The 16,760-nt window shown below is 66.7% G+C and carries 12 protein-coding genes and 2 pseudogenes; all 14 read left to right on the plus strand.

The features are described 5' to 3' along the window. Positions 1 to 61: 61 nt before the first annotated feature. Positions 62 to 1,924 carry a feruloyl-CoA synthase gene (locus FFS09_RS15025; protein WP_137919704.1) on the plus strand — a complete coding sequence of 621 codons (1,863 nt, stop codon included), beginning with the start codon at positions 62 to 64 and terminating at the stop codon, positions 1,922 to 1,924. Further along, positions 1,921 to 3,168 (plus strand): thiolase family protein, encoded by a 1,248-nt coding sequence (locus FFS09_RS15030; protein WP_137919705.1) that lies wholly within the window; start codon positions 1,921 to 1,923, stop codon positions 3,166 to 3,168. Before FFS09_RS15025 ends, FFS09_RS15030 begins: the two co-directional genes overlap by 4 nt. A 124-nt stretch (positions 3,169 to 3,292) precedes the next feature. Next, positions 3,293 to 4,057, plus strand: a complete 765-nt coding sequence (locus FFS09_RS15035) for an SDR family NAD(P)-dependent oxidoreductase (protein WP_137919706.1) — start codon at positions 3,293 to 3,295, stop codon at positions 4,055 to 4,057. Next, a complete protein-coding gene (locus FFS09_RS15040; RefSeq protein ID WP_137919707.1) occupies positions 4,054 to 4,473 on the plus strand; it encodes an acyl-CoA thioesterase in 420 nt (139 codons plus the stop codon). Before FFS09_RS15035 ends, FFS09_RS15040 begins: the two co-directional genes overlap by 4 nt. A gap of 51 nt (positions 4,474 to 4,524) precedes the next feature. Beyond that, the gene (locus tag FFS09_RS15045; protein ID WP_137919708.1) at positions 4,525 to 5,658 is read left to right on the plus strand and encodes an ABC transporter substrate-binding protein; all 1,134 of its coding nucleotides are present in this window, start codon (positions 4,525 to 4,527) and stop codon (positions 5,656 to 5,658) included. A gap of 268 nt (positions 5,659 to 5,926) precedes the next feature. After that, the gene (locus FFS09_RS15050; RefSeq protein WP_137919709.1) at positions 5,927 to 6,967 is read left to right on the plus strand and encodes a branched-chain amino acid ABC transporter permease; all 1,041 of its coding nucleotides are present in this window, start codon (positions 5,927 to 5,929) and stop codon (positions 6,965 to 6,967) included. Between the two features lies 1 nt (position 6,968). Then, on the plus strand, positions 6,969 to 8,738 hold the full coding sequence (locus FFS09_RS15055) for a branched-chain amino acid ABC transporter ATP-binding protein/permease (protein ID WP_137919710.1): 1,770 nt from the start codon (positions 6,969 to 6,971) through the stop codon (positions 8,736 to 8,738). Positions 8,739 to 8,740: 2 nt separating this feature from the next. After that, positions 8,741 to 9,478, plus strand: coding sequence for an ABC transporter ATP-binding protein (locus FFS09_RS15060; RefSeq protein ID WP_502703734.1), 738 nt, complete (start codon positions 8,741 to 8,743; stop codon positions 9,476 to 9,478). Positions 9,479 to 9,514: 36 nt separating this feature from the next. After that, positions 9,515 to 11,250: pseudogene (locus FFS09_RS31690) on the plus strand (tannase/feruloyl esterase family alpha/beta hydrolase). 11 nt (positions 11,251 to 11,261) lie between these two features. Next, positions 11,262 to 12,968, plus strand: coding sequence for an acyl-CoA dehydrogenase family protein (locus FFS09_RS15070; RefSeq protein ID WP_137919712.1), 1,707 nt, complete (start codon positions 11,262 to 11,264; stop codon positions 12,966 to 12,968). Between the two features lie 17 nt (positions 12,969 to 12,985). Further along, a complete protein-coding gene (locus tag FFS09_RS15075) occupies positions 12,986 to 13,501 on the plus strand; it encodes a MarR family winged helix-turn-helix transcriptional regulator (protein WP_137919713.1) in 516 nt (171 codons plus the stop codon). Between the two features lie 98 nt (positions 13,502 to 13,599). Continuing rightward, on the plus strand, positions 13,600 to 13,935 hold the full coding sequence (locus tag FFS09_RS15080) for a winged helix-turn-helix transcriptional regulator (RefSeq protein WP_137919714.1): 336 nt from the start codon (positions 13,600 to 13,602) through the stop codon (positions 13,933 to 13,935). A gap of 143 nt (positions 13,936 to 14,078) precedes the next feature. Next, complete coding sequence (gene grpE, locus FFS09_RS15085; protein WP_137919715.1) at positions 14,079 to 14,651, plus strand: nucleotide exchange factor GrpE; 573 nt, start codon at positions 14,079 to 14,081, stop codon at positions 14,649 to 14,651. An 83-nt stretch (positions 14,652 to 14,734) separates the two neighbouring features. Beyond that, positions 14,735 to 16,681 (plus strand): annotated as a pseudogene (gene dnaK / locus FFS09_RS15090) (molecular chaperone DnaK); the annotation flags it as partial. Between the last annotated feature and the right edge of the window lie 79 nt (positions 16,682 to 16,760).

Below are 16,760 nucleotides of genomic sequence, written 5' to 3' on the forward strand. Positions count from 1 at the left end.
TGGACTTCAGACACGCGCGCCGGCAAGACCCTGGTAGCCAACGACAACACGCAGAGACAACATGACCGCAGCGAAGTACCGGCCTTTGAAGTTTGGTGTCACCCACGCCGCCCTGCGCGACGGCGCGCCCGGCGTGCGCTACCTGAGCGCGCAGCAAACGCTGCCGCCCTTCCCCGATCGCATCACCGATCGGCTGGTGCACTGGGCCCGCACGCGCCCCGACCAGACCGTGTTCGCACGCCGTGTGAAAAATGCCGACGGCACGACCGGCGACTGGCGCCATATCAGCTTCGCGCAAGCGCTCGACGCGGCGCGCCGCATCGGCCAGGGTTTGCTCAACCGTGGACTCTCCGCCGAGCGGCCGGTGCTGATCCTGAGCGAGAACGACCTTGAACACGCGCTGCTCGCGCTGGGCTGCGTTTACGCCGGCATCGCCTATTGCCCGACCTCGCCGGCCTACTCGCTGGTGAGCCAGGACTTCGACAAGCTGCACCACGTGGTGAAGACGCTCACGCCAGGCCTGGTGTTCGCCGCGGACGCGCACCGTTACAGCCGCGCCATGCTGGCCACGCTGGGCGACAACGTGGAGCTGGTGACCACCAAAGGCACGGTGCCCGGCCGCGCAACCACCTCGTTTGCCGCGCTGCTGGCCACCGAACCCACACCCGCGGTGGACGCCGCGATGGCCGCCACCGGGCCCGACACGATCACCAAGTTCCTCTTCACCTCGGGCTCGACCAAGATGCCCAAGGCCGTCATCAACACGCAGCGCATGTGGTGCGCCAACCAGCAGCAGATGAGCGAGTCGATGCCGGTGCTGGCCGAGAGCCCGCTGGTGCTGGTGGACTGGCTGCCGTGGAACCACACGTTTGGTGGCAACCACAACGTGGGCATGGTGCTCTACCACGGTGGCACGCTCTACATCGACGACGGCAAACCCACGCCCGCGCTGATGGGCGAGACGCTGCGCAATCTGCGCGAGATCGCGCCGACGGTGTACTTCAACGTGCCCACCGGTTTCGAGGCGATCGCCAACGCGATGAAGACCGACAACGCCCTGCGCAAGACGCTGCTCTCGCGCGTGCAAATGTTCTTCTACGCCGGCGCCGCGCTGGCGCAGCCGGTGTGGGACGCGCTGCACGCGGTGCAGGAAGCCGAGATCGGCGAGCGCATCGTCATGGGCACCGGCCTGGGCATGACGGAGTCGGGCCCCTTTGGCCTCTTCGTCACCAGCGCCGACGTGAAAGCTGGCGACCTGGGCCTGCCCACGCCGGGTCTGGAGCTCAAACTGGTCGACAGCGACGGCAAGACCGAGGTGCGCTACCGGGGCCCGAACATCACGCCCGGCTACTGGCGCATGCCGGCGGAGACCGCCGAATGTTTCGATGAAGAAGGCTTCTTCAAGACCGGTGACGCGGTGAGGTGGATCGACGAGACCGACATCCACCAGGGTCTGAAATTCGACGGCCGCATCGCCGAAGACTTCAAGCTCGCTACCGGTACCTTCGTGAGCGTGGGTCCGATGCGCGCCAAGATCATCGCGGCTGGCGCGCCCTATATCCAGGACGTGGTCATCACCGGCCTGAACATGAAGGAAGTCGGCGCCATGGTGTTTCCCACCGGCGCGGTGCGCGCGCTCAGCGGCCTGCCGGCCGATGCGCCCTTGCACGACGTGCTTCACAGCGCGCCGGTGCTCGCGCACTTCCAGCGCGTGGTGACCGACCTGGCCAGAACGGCCACCGGCAGCGCCAGCCGCATCGCGCGCCTGTGCCTGCTGTCCGAGCCGCCCACGATCGACCGGGGCGAGGTCACGGACAAGGGCTCGATCAACCAACGCGCGGTGCTGGTGCACCGCGCCGAGACCGTGGCAAAACTGCACGACGACACGCTGCACGCCATCCTCAAACCCGAGCAAACCACATGACATCCCGCGGATTCTTCAACGCCTTTGACGACGTCTGGCTGCTCGACGGCGTGCGCACGCCCATGGTCGACTACTGCGGCGCACTCGGCCACATCTCGCCCACCGACCTCGGCATCAAGGCCGCGCGCGCAGCGCTGCAACGCGCGGGCGTGCCGGGCGAACACATCGGCTCGGTGGTCACCGGCAACATGGCGCCCGGCGACTTCGATCAGTTCTTCCTGCCGCGCCACATCGGTCTGTACGCCGGCGTGCCGGTGGAAGTGCCGGCCATCATGGCGCAGCGCATCTGCGGCACGGGCTTCGAACTGTTCCGCCATGCAGGTGAGCACATCCAGGGCGGCGCGTGCGATGCCGCGCTGGTGGTGGGCACCGAGAGCATGACGCGCAACCCCATCGCCGCCTTCGACCACCGCACCGGCTTCAAGCTGGGCGCCCCTGTGGGTTTCAAGGACTACATGTGGGAAGCGCTGAAGGACCCGGCGGCCGGCATCAACATGATCCAGACCGCCGAGAACCTCGCGAAGCAATACGGCATCACCCGAGAAGAGGTCGATGCTTTTGCCTCGGCCTCGTTCGCGAAAGCCGTGGCCGCGCAGGAGAGCGGTTTTCTCGCGGGCGAAATCGTACCGGTGGTCACCGAGAGTTTCGAGCTCGCAGGCTACAAGGCGCGTGGCATCAAGCTGCAGGGCAAGCTCACCGAAGTGGCCACCGACACCCACCCGCGCATCTCGCCGGTGGAGGTGCTCGCCAAGCTGAGGTCGGTGTTCGAAGGCGGCGTGCAGACCGGTGGCAACAGCTCGGCGCTGGTGGACGCGGCAGCGGCCTGCGTGGTCACCTCCGGCGGTTACGCGAAAGCGCAAGGCAAGAAACCGATGGCGCGCGTGGTGGCCGCATCGGCCGTCGGTGTGCCGCCCGAAATCATGGGCATCGGCCCGGCGCCCGCCATCCGCCTGCTGCTCGAACGCACCGGCCTGAAGCTGAGCGACATCGCGCGCTTCGAAGTGAACGAAGCGCAAGGCGCACAAACCCTCGCTGTGGCGCGCGAACTCGGCATGGATCTGGACCGCCTGAACGTCAACGGTGGTGCCATCGCCCTGGGCCACCCGCTCGCGGCCACCGGCGTTCGCTTGACCTTGACCCTCGCGCGCGAACTGCAGCGCAGCGGCCAGCGCTATGGCATCTCCAGCGCCTGCGTGGGTGGCGGCCAGGGCATGGCCTTGCTCATCGAAAACACAGCATCATGAACACCCCCGCGTCGCTTCGCGCCACCCCCTCAAGGGGGCAATACCGGCGGCCCGGCAAAGCCGGTTCCGCGGTATTTCCGGCATGCACTCGAAACACCTCTTCAATCTGTCAAAGGAGCCAAGCATGAACATTCAAGGACACGCAGCCCTCGTCACCGGTGGTGGCTCGGGCCTGGGCGAAGCCACCGCGCGCGAACTCGCGCGCCTGGGCGCCAAAGTCGCGGTGCTCGACGTGAACCTGGACAACGCCAAACGCGTGGCGGACGACATCGGTGGCGTGGCGCTGCGCTGCGACATCACCGACACCGAGAGCCTGCAGGCCGCGATCGACCAGGCGGCGGCCGCGCACGGCCCGGCGCGCATGCTGATGAACATCGCCGGCATCGGCTCGGCCAAGCGCGTCGTCGCCAAAGACGGCAGTGCCGCGCCGCTGGAAGACTTCGCCAAGGTGATCAACGTCAACCTGATCGGCACCTACAACGCCAGCCGTCTCTTCGCCGCCGCTTGCGCCAGGCTGGACCCATTGGAAGACGGCGAGCGCGGCGTGATGGTGTTCACCGCCAGCGTGGCCGCCTTCGACGGCCAGGTAGGCCAGCAGGCCTACAGCGCGTCCAAGGGCGGTCTGGTCGGCATGACGCTGCCGATGGCGCGCGACCTCGCACAGCATGGCATTCGCGTCTGCACCATCGCACCCGGCCTGTTCAGCACGCCGCTGATGAAACAACTGCCCGAACCGGTGCAGGCCTCGCTGGCGGCTAGCATTCCGTTCCCGCCGCGGCTGGGCAAACCCGAAGAGTTCGCCCAGCTCGCGGCACACATCATCAACAACACGCACCTGAATGGCGAAGTGATCCGCCTCGACGGTGCTTTGAGAATGGCCCCCCGATGAGCAAAGTGGTTGTGTACGAAGTGGAAGTGATGTTCGGCGATTGCGATCCCGCCGGCATCGTGTTTTTTCCGAATTTCTCGAAGTGGATGGACGCGTCTTCGTTGAACTTCTTCAAGCAGTGCGGCGTACCGCCCTGGCGCGAGACGAAGAAGACGCGCGGCATCGTCGGCACGCCGCTGCTGGAGATCCACACCAGGTTCATGCGTCCCGCCACCTACGGCGAGCGCCTGCAGATCCACACCAGCGTCGTCGAATGGCGCGACAAGGTGTTCATCCACAAGCACGTGGTCAAGCGCGGTGACGACGTGTTGTGCGAAGGCAGCGAGACCCGCGCCTTCGTGGTCCATCCGCCCGAAACGCCCGACCGCATCAAGGCGATCCCCGTGCCCGAAGACATCAAGGCGCTCTGCAGCTGATCCTGCGCCTGAACCGAACCGTTTTTTCACCACCCCAGAAGGAGACATCGAATGAAAGCCGTCAAGACCCTCATCGCCGTGGCCGTCACCGCCCTGACCAGCACCGCTGTGCTGGCCGACATCAACATCGGCGTGAGTCTCTCGCTCACCGGCCCGGGTTCCGGCCTGGGCATTCCGATGCAGAACCAGTTCAAGCTGTTCCCGAAGACCATCGCCGGAGAAAAGGTCAACCTGATCATCCTCGACGATGCGAGCGACCCGGGCAAGGGCGCGGCCAACGCACGCCGCTTCGTCACCGAAGACAAGGTCGACCTGATCATCGGCTCGTGCCTGACGCCCGTGGCCGCGGCCATGACGCCCGTGGTCACCGAAGCCAAGACGGTGCAACTGGCCGCCTCGCCCGTGGGCGTGCCACCCGGCGCCGATCAGTGGATGTTCCGCCTGCCGCAGGGCAACGACGTGATGGCCCATGCCATGGTCGAACACATGAAGAAGCAAGGCATCAAGACGATTGGCTTCCTTGGATACACCGATGCCTATGGTGAGCTCTGGCTCAAGGCCATCACGCCGCTGGCCGAGAAAGCTGGCATGAAAGTGGTGGCCGCGGAGCGCTTCGCGCGCACCGACACCAGCGTGACGCCGCAGGCGCTCAAGCTCACCTCCGCCAACCCCGATGCGATCCTCGTGGTGGCGTCGGGTTCGGGCGCCGCGATGCCGCACAAGGCGATCGTGGAGCGCGGCTACAAGGGCAAGATCTACCAGACGCACGCGGCCGCCACGCCCGATCTGGTGCGCATCGGCGGCAAGGACGTGGAAGGTTCCTTTGTGGTCTCCGGCCCGGCCGTGATCGCCGAGCAGTTGCCCGACAGCCACCCGTCCAAGAAGCTGGCGGTGGACTTCGTGACGCAATACGAAAAGCTGGTGGGCCCCGGCTCGCGCAACCAGTTCGCCGGCCACAGCTACGACGCCGCCATTGCGTTGAACAAGGCCGTGCCACTCGCGCTGAAAAGCGGCAAGCCCGGCACGCCGGAGTTCCGCGCCGCGCTGCGCGACACCTTCGAAACCATGGGCCGCACGGTGTTCTCGCACGGCGTGATGAACTGGACCAAGGACGACCACTGGGGCTACACGAATGAAACCGGTGTGATGCTGAAGGTCGTCGACGGCAAATTCAAGGTGGAGTGATTCGGAGCACCCCCCTGCGCGCCTGACGGCGCCCCCCCTTTCTCGCCTTCGGCGGGAGGGGGAGCGACACCTGGGGCCGGCGGAGCCGGACCCTTGTTGCCTCTGGCTTACCCCCTCCCCCTCTGGGGGAGGGCTGGGGTGAGGGCCCGCAGGCAGTGGCGTGGTCGGCGCGCCTGGCTCCCATCCCGGCCTTCCCCCAGAGGGGGAAGGAGCGCATTCACGTGGCTGAGTTTCTTTTCCGCGCTTCCTTTTCTCGCTAAGGGTCCGTATGGATTTTTCGATTGCCAGCATCCTGGCACTGGATGGCCTCACCAACGGCGCGGTGTACGCGCTGCTGGGCCTGGCCATCGTCCTGGTGTTCACCGTCACCCGGATCATCTTCATTCCCCAGGGCGAGTTCGTCGCGTACGGCGCGCTCACCCTGGCCATTTTTCAAACCGGCAAGGTGCCCGGCACCGTGTGGCTGCTGTTGCTGCTGGCCGGGCTTGCCGCGCTGAGGGACTTGGTCGAGCGCTGGCGCCAGCACCGCAACGCGTTGACCGCGTTCAAGGCCGCAGGCCGCACGCTGGTGCTGCCGCTGCTCGTGTCCATCGTGGCCATCTGGGCCGCGCCGCAGCAGTTCCCGTTGTGGGTGCAGGCGGCGCTCAGCGTCGCGGTGGTCACGGTCTACGGCCCGCTGGTCTACCGCGTGGCCTACCAGTCGCTGGAGAGCGCCACGCCGCTGGTGTTGTTGATCGTCTCGGTCGGCGTGCACTTCGCCATGACCGGCCTGGGCCTGGTGTTCTTCGGCGCGGAAGGTTTCCGCAATCCGGCGTTCTGGGACACGCGTTACGCCATCGGCCCGGTCATGCTGTCGGGCCAGGCCATCATCACCTTCGCCGCCACGGTGGCGCTGATCGTCATGCTCTGGCTGTATTTCGAGCGCTCGCTGCGCGGCAAGGCCCTGCGCGCCATTGCGGTGAACCGCACGGGTGCGCGCCTCATGGGCATCTCGTCGCAAGCATCGGGCCAGCTCACGATGACCATGGCGGCCTTCATCGGCGCGCTCTCGGGTCTGCTGATCGGCCCGACCACTACCGTGTTCTACGACTCGGGTTTTCTCATCGGCCTCAAGGGCTTCGTGGCGGCTGTCGCTGCCGGCCTTGCGAGCTACCCGGGGGCGCTGGTCGCTGCGCTCGGTGTCGGCGTGATCGAAGCCTTCGGTTCGTTCTGGGCCAGTGCCTTCAAGGAAGTGATTGTGTTCACCCTGATCCTCCCCGTCTTGCTGTTCCGTTCGCTGCGCAGCAAACATTCCGACGAGGACCACTGACATGCCGAAGCCACAAAACATCGGCCTGCTGGTCCTGGCCATTGCGATCCCGCTGATCGCCGTCCTCCCCGTGCCCGATTTCTGGATCACGCAACTCAACATGATCGGCATGTACAGCATGACCGTGCTGGGCCTGATCCTGCTCACCGGCGTGGGCGGTCTCACCTCGTTCGGGCAGGCAGCGTTCGTCGGCATCGGCGCGTACACCACGGCCTGGCTCACGCTCAACCTCGGCATGTCGCCGTGGGTCACGCTGTTCATCGGCATGGGTCTCACGGCCGCCAGCGCGCTGATCGTTGGACTGATCACCTTGCGCATGTCGGGCCACTACCTGCCGCTGGCCACCATCGCCTGGGGCCTGTCGCTGTACTACCTCATGGGCAACCTCGATGCGCTGGGCAAATACGACGGTCTGCTCGGCATCAAGAGCCTGTCCATCGCGGGCTTCGACATCGGCCAGGGCCGTGCGTTCTTCGTGCTGACCTGGGTCATCCTGCTGGCCTTCGTGGCCGCCATGCTGCACCTGCTCGACTCGCGCGCGGGCCGCGCGATCCGCTCGCTCAAGAGCGGCTCGCAGATGCCCGAGGCCATGGGCATCAGCACCTTCCGCTACAAGGTCACCATCTTCGTGCTGGCCGCGCTGCTGGCGTCCGTCGCGGGTTGGCTGCTGGCACACTTCCAGCGCACGGTGAACCCTTCTGCCTTCGGGCTGAAGATGGGTATCGAGTACCTGTTCATGGCGGTGATCGGTGGCGTGGGCCACGTCTGGGGCGCGATCGTGGGCGCGGGCCTGATCCGCGTGCTCGAAGACCAGCTGCAAGTGCTGCTGCCCAAACTGATGGGCACCAGCGGCAGCTATGAAGTGATCGTCTTCGGCGTGGCGCTGGTGGTGATGCTCAAGTACCTGCCCGATGGCCTGTGGTCGATGGTGGGCAAGCGCATGCCTCAAAAACCGCGCACGGTCGATTGGCAGAACGCCGCCGCCCTGCCCGAACGCGCCAAGCCGGCGGCGGGCGAACTGGTGCTGGACGTGCAGAAGGCGCGCATGCAGTTCGGTGGCCTGGTGGCCGTGAACGACATCAGCTTCCAGATCCACGGCGGCCAGATCGTCGGGCTCATCGGACCCAACGGCGCCGGCAAGTCGACCACCTTCAACCTCATCACCGGCGTGTTGCCCGCCACCAGCGGCCAGGTGCGGTTCCAGGGCGGCAACGTGGTGGGCAAGCCCTCGCGCGCCATCGCGCAACTGGGCATGGCGCGCACCTTCCAGCACGTGAAGATGATCCCGGACATGACGGTGCTGGAGAACGTGGCCTTGGGCGCGCACACGCGGGGCCGCAAGGGCGTGCTGCCCGCCATGCTGCGCACCAACCGTGCCGAGGAACGGCAACTCTTCCGCGAAGCGCAGCGCCAGCTGGAACGCATCGGCATGGGTGAGTACCTGCACGAACAGGCCGGCAACCTGGCCATGGGGCCGCAGCGGCTGATGGAAATTGCGCGCGCCCTGTGCGCCGACCCCACGCTGCTGCTGCTCGACGAACCGGCGGCCGGTCTGCGCCACAAGGAAAAGCAGGCGCTCGCGGGCGTGCTGCGCCAGCTCAAAGGCGAAGGCATGAGCATCCTGCTGGTGGAACACGACATGGACCTGGTGATGCAGATCTGCGACCACCTGGTGGTGATGGAATTCGGCACGCTGCTCACGCAAGGGCCACCCGCGCAGGTGCAACAAGACCCGAAGGTGCGCGCGGCCTACCTCGGCACGGAGCATTGAACATGAGCACAACACCCATCCTTCAAGTCAAAGGCCTGCGCGCCGGCTATGGCCGCGCCGAGGTGCTGCACGGCATCGACATCGAGGTGCAGCCCGGCGGTGTGATCACCGTCATCGGCCCCAACGGCGCGGGCAAGTCCACGCTGCTCAACACGCTCATGGGCATCCTGCCCGGCCACGGCACCATCGAGTTCCGTGGGCAGGACATCACCACCCTCTCGCTCGAAGACCGTGTGATGAACGGCATGGCGCTCGTCCCCGAGAAGCGCGAGCTGTTCAGCACCATGTCGGTGGAAGACAACCTGCTGCTCGGCGGCTTTCGCCAGATGCGGCTGGGCAATGCGAAATGGCGCAGCCGCATGGACGATGTCTACGGCATCTTCCCGCGTCTCAAGGAGCGCCGCACGCAACTCGCCGGCACGCTCTCGGGCGGAGAACGTCAGATGCTGGCCGTGGGCCGCGCGCTCATGTCCGCGCCCGACCTGCTCATGCTCGACGAGCCCAGCCTGGGCCTGGCGCCACTGATCGTGAAAGAGATCTTCGCCATCATCGAACGGCTGCGCCAGACCGGCGTGACCATCGTGCTGGTGGAGCAGAACGCGCGCGCCGCGCTGCAAGTGGCCGACCACGGCTACGTGCTGGAGATGGGCGAACTGAGCGCAAGCGGCCCGGCCCGCGAACTGGCCAGTGATCCGCGCGTGATCGAGACCTATCTGGGCACTGCACGGCAAAGCGCCTGACACCCTTCCCGCCACCACCCGAGGAGACACAAGATGATGAAGAACGCACAGCGTCGCACCGCCACTCTGACCCTGCCCCTCGGGCTAGGGCTAGGGCTGCTCATGGCAGCTTGCAGCACCACACCGGGCGCACCACCCGCACCACTCGCCCCCGCCGTGGGCGCCAGCCTGGGCCAATGCGAGGCGCTGACCAACCAGTTCCGTTTCGACCAGACCACCCTCGACTCCGCTGCCCCCGTGGCCGCTGGCGGTCTCATGCTCGCGGGCCAGCCGGTCGCGGCGCACTGCCTCGTCAAAGGCCAGATGCACAAGCGCAAAGGCAGCGACGGGCGCGACTACGCCATTGCCTTCGAAATGCGCCTGCCCCAGGCCTGGAACGGCCGCTTCTACCACCAGGGCAACGGCGGGCTCGACGGTGCCGTGCGCCCGGCCGAAGGCGCGCTCGGCGGCGGCCCCGTCACCGGCGCGCTGGCACAAGGCTTCGCGGTGATCAGCTCCGACGCTGGCCACACCGGCGCACAGACCGCGGTCTTCGGCCTGGAGCCTCAGGCCCGGCTGGACTATGGCTACCAGGCCGTCGCCAAGCTCACGCCCATGGCCAAGTCGCTCATCGCCACGGCCTACGGCAAGGGCCCGGACCGCTCCTACATCGGCGGCTGCTCCAACGGCGGTCGCCACGCCATGGTGGCGGTCTCGCGCCTGGGCGACCAGTACGACGGCTACCTCATCGGCGCGCCCGGCTACCGCCTGCCCAACGCGGCGCTGGCGCAGCTGTGGGGCGCGCAACGCTGGACGCCGCTGGCCACGCCCGGCGCGACCGTGAAGCACCCGCTCAACCCCAACGCCACCATCCCCGACCTGGGCAGCGCCCTCAGCGCCGCCGAACGCCAGACCGTGGCGCGCGCCATCCTCAACCGCTGCGACGCGCTCGACGGCTTGAACGACGGCATGGTGCAGGCCACGCAGGCCTGCCAGGCCGCCTTCGACGTGGTGCGCGACGTGCCCAGCTGCAGCGGCGCGCGCGACGGCAGTTGCCTCACGCCCGTGCAGAAGACCACGCTGGCCCAGGTGCAGGCCGGCGGCAAGGCGAGCAACGGCCAGGCCATCTACAGCGCCTTCCCGCACGACGCGGGCATTGCCGGCAGCAACTGGGCCACCTGGAAGTTCGTCAACAGCGTGGCGCTGGACCCGCTGTCGGTGGGCACGGTGTTCACCCCGCGCCACCCGCCGCGCCCGCGGACATCGCCAGCGCCAACATCGACGTCCTGCTGCCCGCCATCTCGGCCACCAGCGCCACCTACAAGGAATCGGGCCTCTCGCTCATGGGCCCGCCCGGCCATGGCAACCCGACCAACCTCGCCCCCCTGCGCGCACGCGGCGCGAAGATGGTGCTGTACCACGGCGTGAGCGACGCGATCTTCTCCGCCGAAGACACGCGCCAATGGTTCGAGCGCCTGAACACCGCGCAAGGCGGCAAGGCCGCGGACTTCGCGCGCTACTTCCCCGTGCCCGGCATGAACCACTGCAGCGCCGGCCCGGCCACCGACCAGTTCGACCTGCTCGGTCCCCTGGTGAAGTGGGTGGAACAAGGCGTGCCGCCGCAAGCCGTCACCGCCAGCGCGCGCGGCACGGGCAACGCCGGTGGCGTCAACGCCGAGCTGCCCGCCGACTGGACGCCCAACCGCACCCGCCCGCTCTGCGCCTATCCCACGGTGGCGCGCTACAACGGCACCGGCCCGGCCGAATCCGCCAGCAGCTTCAGCTGCCGCTGACCCTTCATGCCATGAACGCCTACCAGCCACAGCCTGCCGACCACGCCTTCATCCTGTTCGATGTGTTGAAGGCGCACGAGCGCCTGGCCGAACTGCCCGCCATGGCCGAGCATGCCGACACCGGCCTGCTCACCCAGGTGATCGGCGAAGCGGGCAAGTTCGTCGGCGAGGTGATCGCGCCGCTCAACCGCGAAGGCGATGAAGTGGGCGCACAGTGGAAAGACGGCGCGGTCACCATGCCGCCGGGGTTCCGCAATGCCTACCAGGCGTTCTGGCAAGCCGGCTGGCCGTCGCTGGCCTGTGCCACGGAACACGGTGGCCAGGGTCTGCCCACGGTGGTGGAAGCGGTTCTGCACGAAATGCTCAACGCCGCCAACCACGGCTGGACCATGGCGCCAGGGCTGCTGCACGGGGCCTACGAATGCCTGCGCCACCACGGCAGCGAGGAACTCCAGGCGCGCTACCTGGACAAGCTGGCCACCGGCGAATGGCTGGCCACCATGTGCCTGACCGAGCCACACGCCGGCAGCGACCTGGGCCTGGTGCGCACAAAGGCCGTGCCCTTGGCCAATGGCCTCTTTGCGCTCAGTGGCACGAAGATCTTCATCTCGGGCGGTGAACACGACCTGAGCGACAACATCGTTCACCTCGTGCTCGCGCGCCTGCCCGATGCGCCGCCCGGGCCCAAAGGCCTCTCGCTGTTCCTGGTCCCCAAAATCCATGAGGACGGCAGCCGCAGCGCGGTGCACTGCGAGCGCATCGAAGAAAAAATGGGCATCCACGCCAGCCCCACCTGCGTGCTGCGCTTCGACGAGGCCACCGCGTCCATCGTGGGCGAACCCGGCAAAGGCCTGAACGCGATGTTCGTCATGATGAACGCCGCGCGCTTGCTGGTGGGCCTGCAAGGTGTCGGCCTGCTCGACGCGGCGTGGCAGAAGGCGAACGCCTACGCGCAGGAACGGCGCCAGATGCGTGCCCCGGGCAGCGGCAGCAAGACCGGTGAAGCGGACGCCATCGCGCTGCATCCCGCCATCCAGCGCATCCTGCACACGCAACGCGCCTGGATCGACGCCGGGCGCGTCATCGCCTACCGCACCGCACTCGAACTCGACACGCAGAAACACCACCCCGACGCCGCCCGGCGCGACGCCGCTGCGCGCTGGTGCAGCCTGGTCACACCGGTGCTCAAGTCGGCCTGGACCGAGCAGGCCTTCAGCGGCGCCAGCGCCTGCCTGCAGGTGTTCGGCGGCCACGGCTATGTGCGCGAATGGGGCATCGAGCAACACGTGCGCGACGCGCGCGTGGCCATGATCTACGAGGGCACGAACGAGATCCAGGCGATCGACCTGCTGGTGCGCAAGACCTTGCCCGACGGCGGCGCGGCGCTGCAAACCCTGCTGGCCGACCTGGCCCACGACCTGCACGACCCCCGCGCCCTCGACGCATTCGCGCGGCTGGGGCAGTTTGTGCGCGAAGACCTGCTCCCGCAAGCCACGGGAACGGCGGCGGCGACCGACCTGCCCTACCGCCTCGCGGACGACTTCCTGCGTGCGCTCGCGCTGCTGCTCATGGCCTGGGCCTGGGAACGCATCGGCACCGCGGAACCGCCCGACACGCGCACCCGCGAGGCCCGAAACGCCTTCTGGCACGGGGTCTGGCCCGAGTTCAACATGCGCCTGGGCATCCTGGGCAGCACCCTGGCGATGCCGCCGGGTTGACGCTACAGTCGCCCCCCATGTCACAACACTCCACCGCCAACGCCCTGCGCCGCCCGCGCGTCCCACGCAAGACTGCGGCCCGCTCGGACAGCGTGGGCGAGCCGTCCGATATCGACACCTCGTTCCTCGAATCGCTGCTCGGCTACAACGCGCGCCGCGCCGCGCTGGCGGTGATCGCGGTGTTCCTGCGCCGCATGGCGCCCTATGGCGTGCGGCCGGTCGACTTCTCGGTGCTCTCCGTGGTGGCGCACAACCCGGGCGTGACCTCGCGCCAGATCTGCTCCACGCTCGACATCCTTCCGCCCAACCTGGTCGGCATGGTCAAAAGCCTGCAAAAGCGCGGACTCGTCGTGCGCAAGCCCCATCCCAACGATCGGCGGGCGCAGGGTTTGCACCTTTCTGATGCGGGGCAAACCCTCTACAACGAGGCCCAGGCCACGGCTTCTTCGCTGGAACGCGATGTGGCGGGCCGCCTGACCCCAGACGAACTGAACACGCTCATCGGACTGCTGCGCAAGGTTTACCGCACGTAGCCGCAAATGCCGCAATTCGGGTAAGTCCGCACGGGTCGCTGCAGTGTTTCCTGCCTATAGTGGAACGGTCTGAAACAGGCTGCTCCAGGAGACCTCTCATGAGTGCCAAGGACAACGCTGCCGTGATGCAGTTGTTCGATCTGCTTGAGTCTCGCTACGCCATGCGCGTGATCTGGGCCCTGAGCGATGGCCACCCGCAGACCTTCCGGCTCCTGCAGGACAGCGTGGGCGGGGTCACCCCCAACACCCTGAACACCCGCATCAAGGAACTGCGCGCGGCCCTGCTGGTGGAGCATGGCGGCCAGGGCTACCGGCTTACCCCCCTGGGCGCCGACCTGGCCCGTCGCCTGGTTGAAGTCCAGCACTTCGCCGGCAAATGGAGCCATCAGCAGGTGCGCGCCGCCAACGGCCACCTGCCCCACGCCGGGACATAGAATCACGCCCCTGGATGGGCCGCTCAGCGCGGGCTTCGTCCCTGGTGGCAAAAGTGCCACCTCCCACCCTTGAATCGGGGCCCATCGGCCCCAATTGCCCTGCATGGCCGTCCTGGCCACTGTTTTACGCACTTCAAAGACCCATGAGCCAGACGCCCAACCCCACTGACCGCATCGACCCGACCGACGTGAACGAGGCGCCCGTGAGCCCTGAAGAAGCCCAGGCGGCCGAAGCGGCCAACGCGGCAGACGTCACCTCCGCCCTCGTCAACGAAATCGCCGCCCTCAAGGCGCACAACACCGACCTCGCCGACCAGTTCCTGCGCGCCAAGGCCGAGGCGGAAAACGCCCGCCGCCGCGCCGAGGAAGAAGTGAGCAAGGCGCGCAAGTTCGCCGTGGAGAGCTTTGCCGACAGCCTGCTGGCCGTGGCCGACAGCCTGGAAGCCGGCCTGTCCATCCAGGAAGCCACGCGCGAACAGCTGCGCGAAGGCTCCGAAGCCACGCTCAAGCAGCTCAAGAGCGCGCTGGAGCGCCACAAGGTGCTGGAAATCAACCCCGCCGCCGGCGCCAGGTTCGATCCGCACCAGCACCAGGCCATCAGCATGGTCCCCGCCGACCAGGAAGCCAACACCGTGGTGACCGTGCTGCAAAAGGGCTACCTGATCGCCGACCGCATCCTGCGCCCGGCCCTGGTGACGGTCTCAGCCCCCAAATGACAACACGGCGGGCTTGAAATACCCACCGGTTATCCACATCTTTCCCACATCGTTTTACACACTTTCATCTTTCGAATCGGAGCAAAAAAATGGGACGAATCATCGGCATTGACCTGGGCACCACCAACTCGTGCGTGTCCATCATGGAAGGCAACACCACCAAGGTGATCGAGAACGCCGAAGGTGCGCGCACCACGCCCTCGATCGTGGCCTACCAGGAAGACGGCGAAGTGCTGGTCGGCGCGTCCGCCAAGCGCCAGGCCGTGACCAACCCGCGCAACACGCTGTACGCGATCAAGCGCCTGATCGGCCGCAAGTTCACCGAGAAGGAAGTGCAGAAGGACATCAACCTGATGCCCTACTCCATCGTGGCCGCCGACAACGGCGACGCCTGGGTGGAAGTGCGCGGCAAGCAGATCTCGGCCCAGCAAGTCTCGGCCGACATCCTGCGCAAGATGAAGAAAACCGCCGAGGACTACCTGGGCGAGCCGGTCACCGAGGCCGTCATCACCGTGCCCGCATACTTCAACGACGCGCAGCGCCAGGCCACCAAGGACGCTGGCCGCATCGCCGGTCTCGATGTGAAGCGCATCATCAACGAGCCCACCGCCGCGGCCCTGGCCTTCGGCCTGGACAAGCAGGAAAAGGGCGACCGCAAGATCGCCGTGTACGACCTCGGCGGCGGCACGTTCGACGTGTCCATCATCGAAATCGCCGACGTCGATGGCGAGAAGCAGTTCGAAGTGCTCTCCACCAACGGCGACACCTTCCTGGGCGGTGAAGACTTCGACCAGCGCATCATCGACTACATCATTGGCGAGTTCAAAAAGGAACAAGGCGTCGACCTGTCGAAGGACGTGCTCGCGCTGCAGCGCCTGAAGGAAGCCGCCGAGAAGGCCAAGATCGAACTCTCCAGCTCGGCCGCGACCGACCTGAACCTGCCCTACATCACCGCCGATGCCTCGGGCCCGAAGCACCTGAACATCAAGCTCACGCGCGCCAAGCTCGAAGCCCTGGTGGAAGAGCTGATCGAACGCACCATCGCGCCTTGCCGCACCGCGATCAAGGACGCCGGCATCAGCGCTTCGGACATCCACGACGTGATCCTGGTCGGCGGCATGACCCGCATGCCCAAGGTGCAGGAAAAGGTGAAGGAATTCTTCGGCAAGGAGCCACGCAAGGACGTGAACCCCGATGAAGCCGTGGCCGTGGGCGCCGCCATCCAGGGCCAGGTGCTCTCGGGTGACCGCAAGGACGTGCTGCTGCTGGACGTGACCCCGCTGAGCCTTGGTATCGAGACCATGGGCGGGGTCATGACCAAGATGATCCAGAAGAACACCACCATCCCGACCAAGTTCGCGCAGGTGTTCTCGACCGCCGAAGACAACCAGCCGGCCGTGACCATCAAGGTGTTCCAGGGTGAACGCGAGATCGCCTCGGGCAACAAGCTGCTGGGCGAGTTCAACCTCGAAGGCATCCCCGCTTCGCCGCGCGGCATGCCGCAGATCGAAGTGTCGTTCGACATCGACGCCAACGGCATCCTGCACGTCGGCGCCAAGGACAAGGGCACCGGCAAGGAAAACAAGATCACCATCAAGGCGAACTCGGGTCTGTCGGAAGAAGAGATCCAGCAAATGGTGAAAGACGCCGAGCTCAATGCCGCCGACGACAAGAAGAAGGTCGAACTCGTGCAAGCCCGCAACCAGGCCGAAGCCATGGTGCACAGCGTGAAGAAGTCGCTGGGCGAACACGGTGACAAGCTCGAAGCGGCCGAGAAGGAAGCCATCGAAGCCGCGTTGAAAGACGTGGAAGAAGCCGCCAAGGGCGAAGACAAGGAAGCCATCGAGTCCAAGACCGAAGTGCTGATGACCGCGAGCCAGAAGCTGGGCGAGAAGGTCTACGCAGCGTCGCAGGCCGAGCAGGCCGCTGCCGCCGGTGGTGGCGCCAGCGAAGGCGCCGCACAAGGCAATGGCAGGGCCAACGACGACGACGTGGTCGATGCCGAAGTCAAGGAAGTCAAGAAGGACTGATCGGGAGCCTGCTTCCACACCGCATTCGCCGCGTCCGGGTAACCTGACGCGGCGTTTGTGCTCCAAACGAACCGCAAAA

Source organism: Hydrogenophaga sp. 2FB (genome assembly GCF_005503365.1).
Taxonomy (GTDB): Bacteria; Pseudomonadota; Gammaproteobacteria; order Burkholderiales; family Burkholderiaceae_C; genus Hydrogenophaga.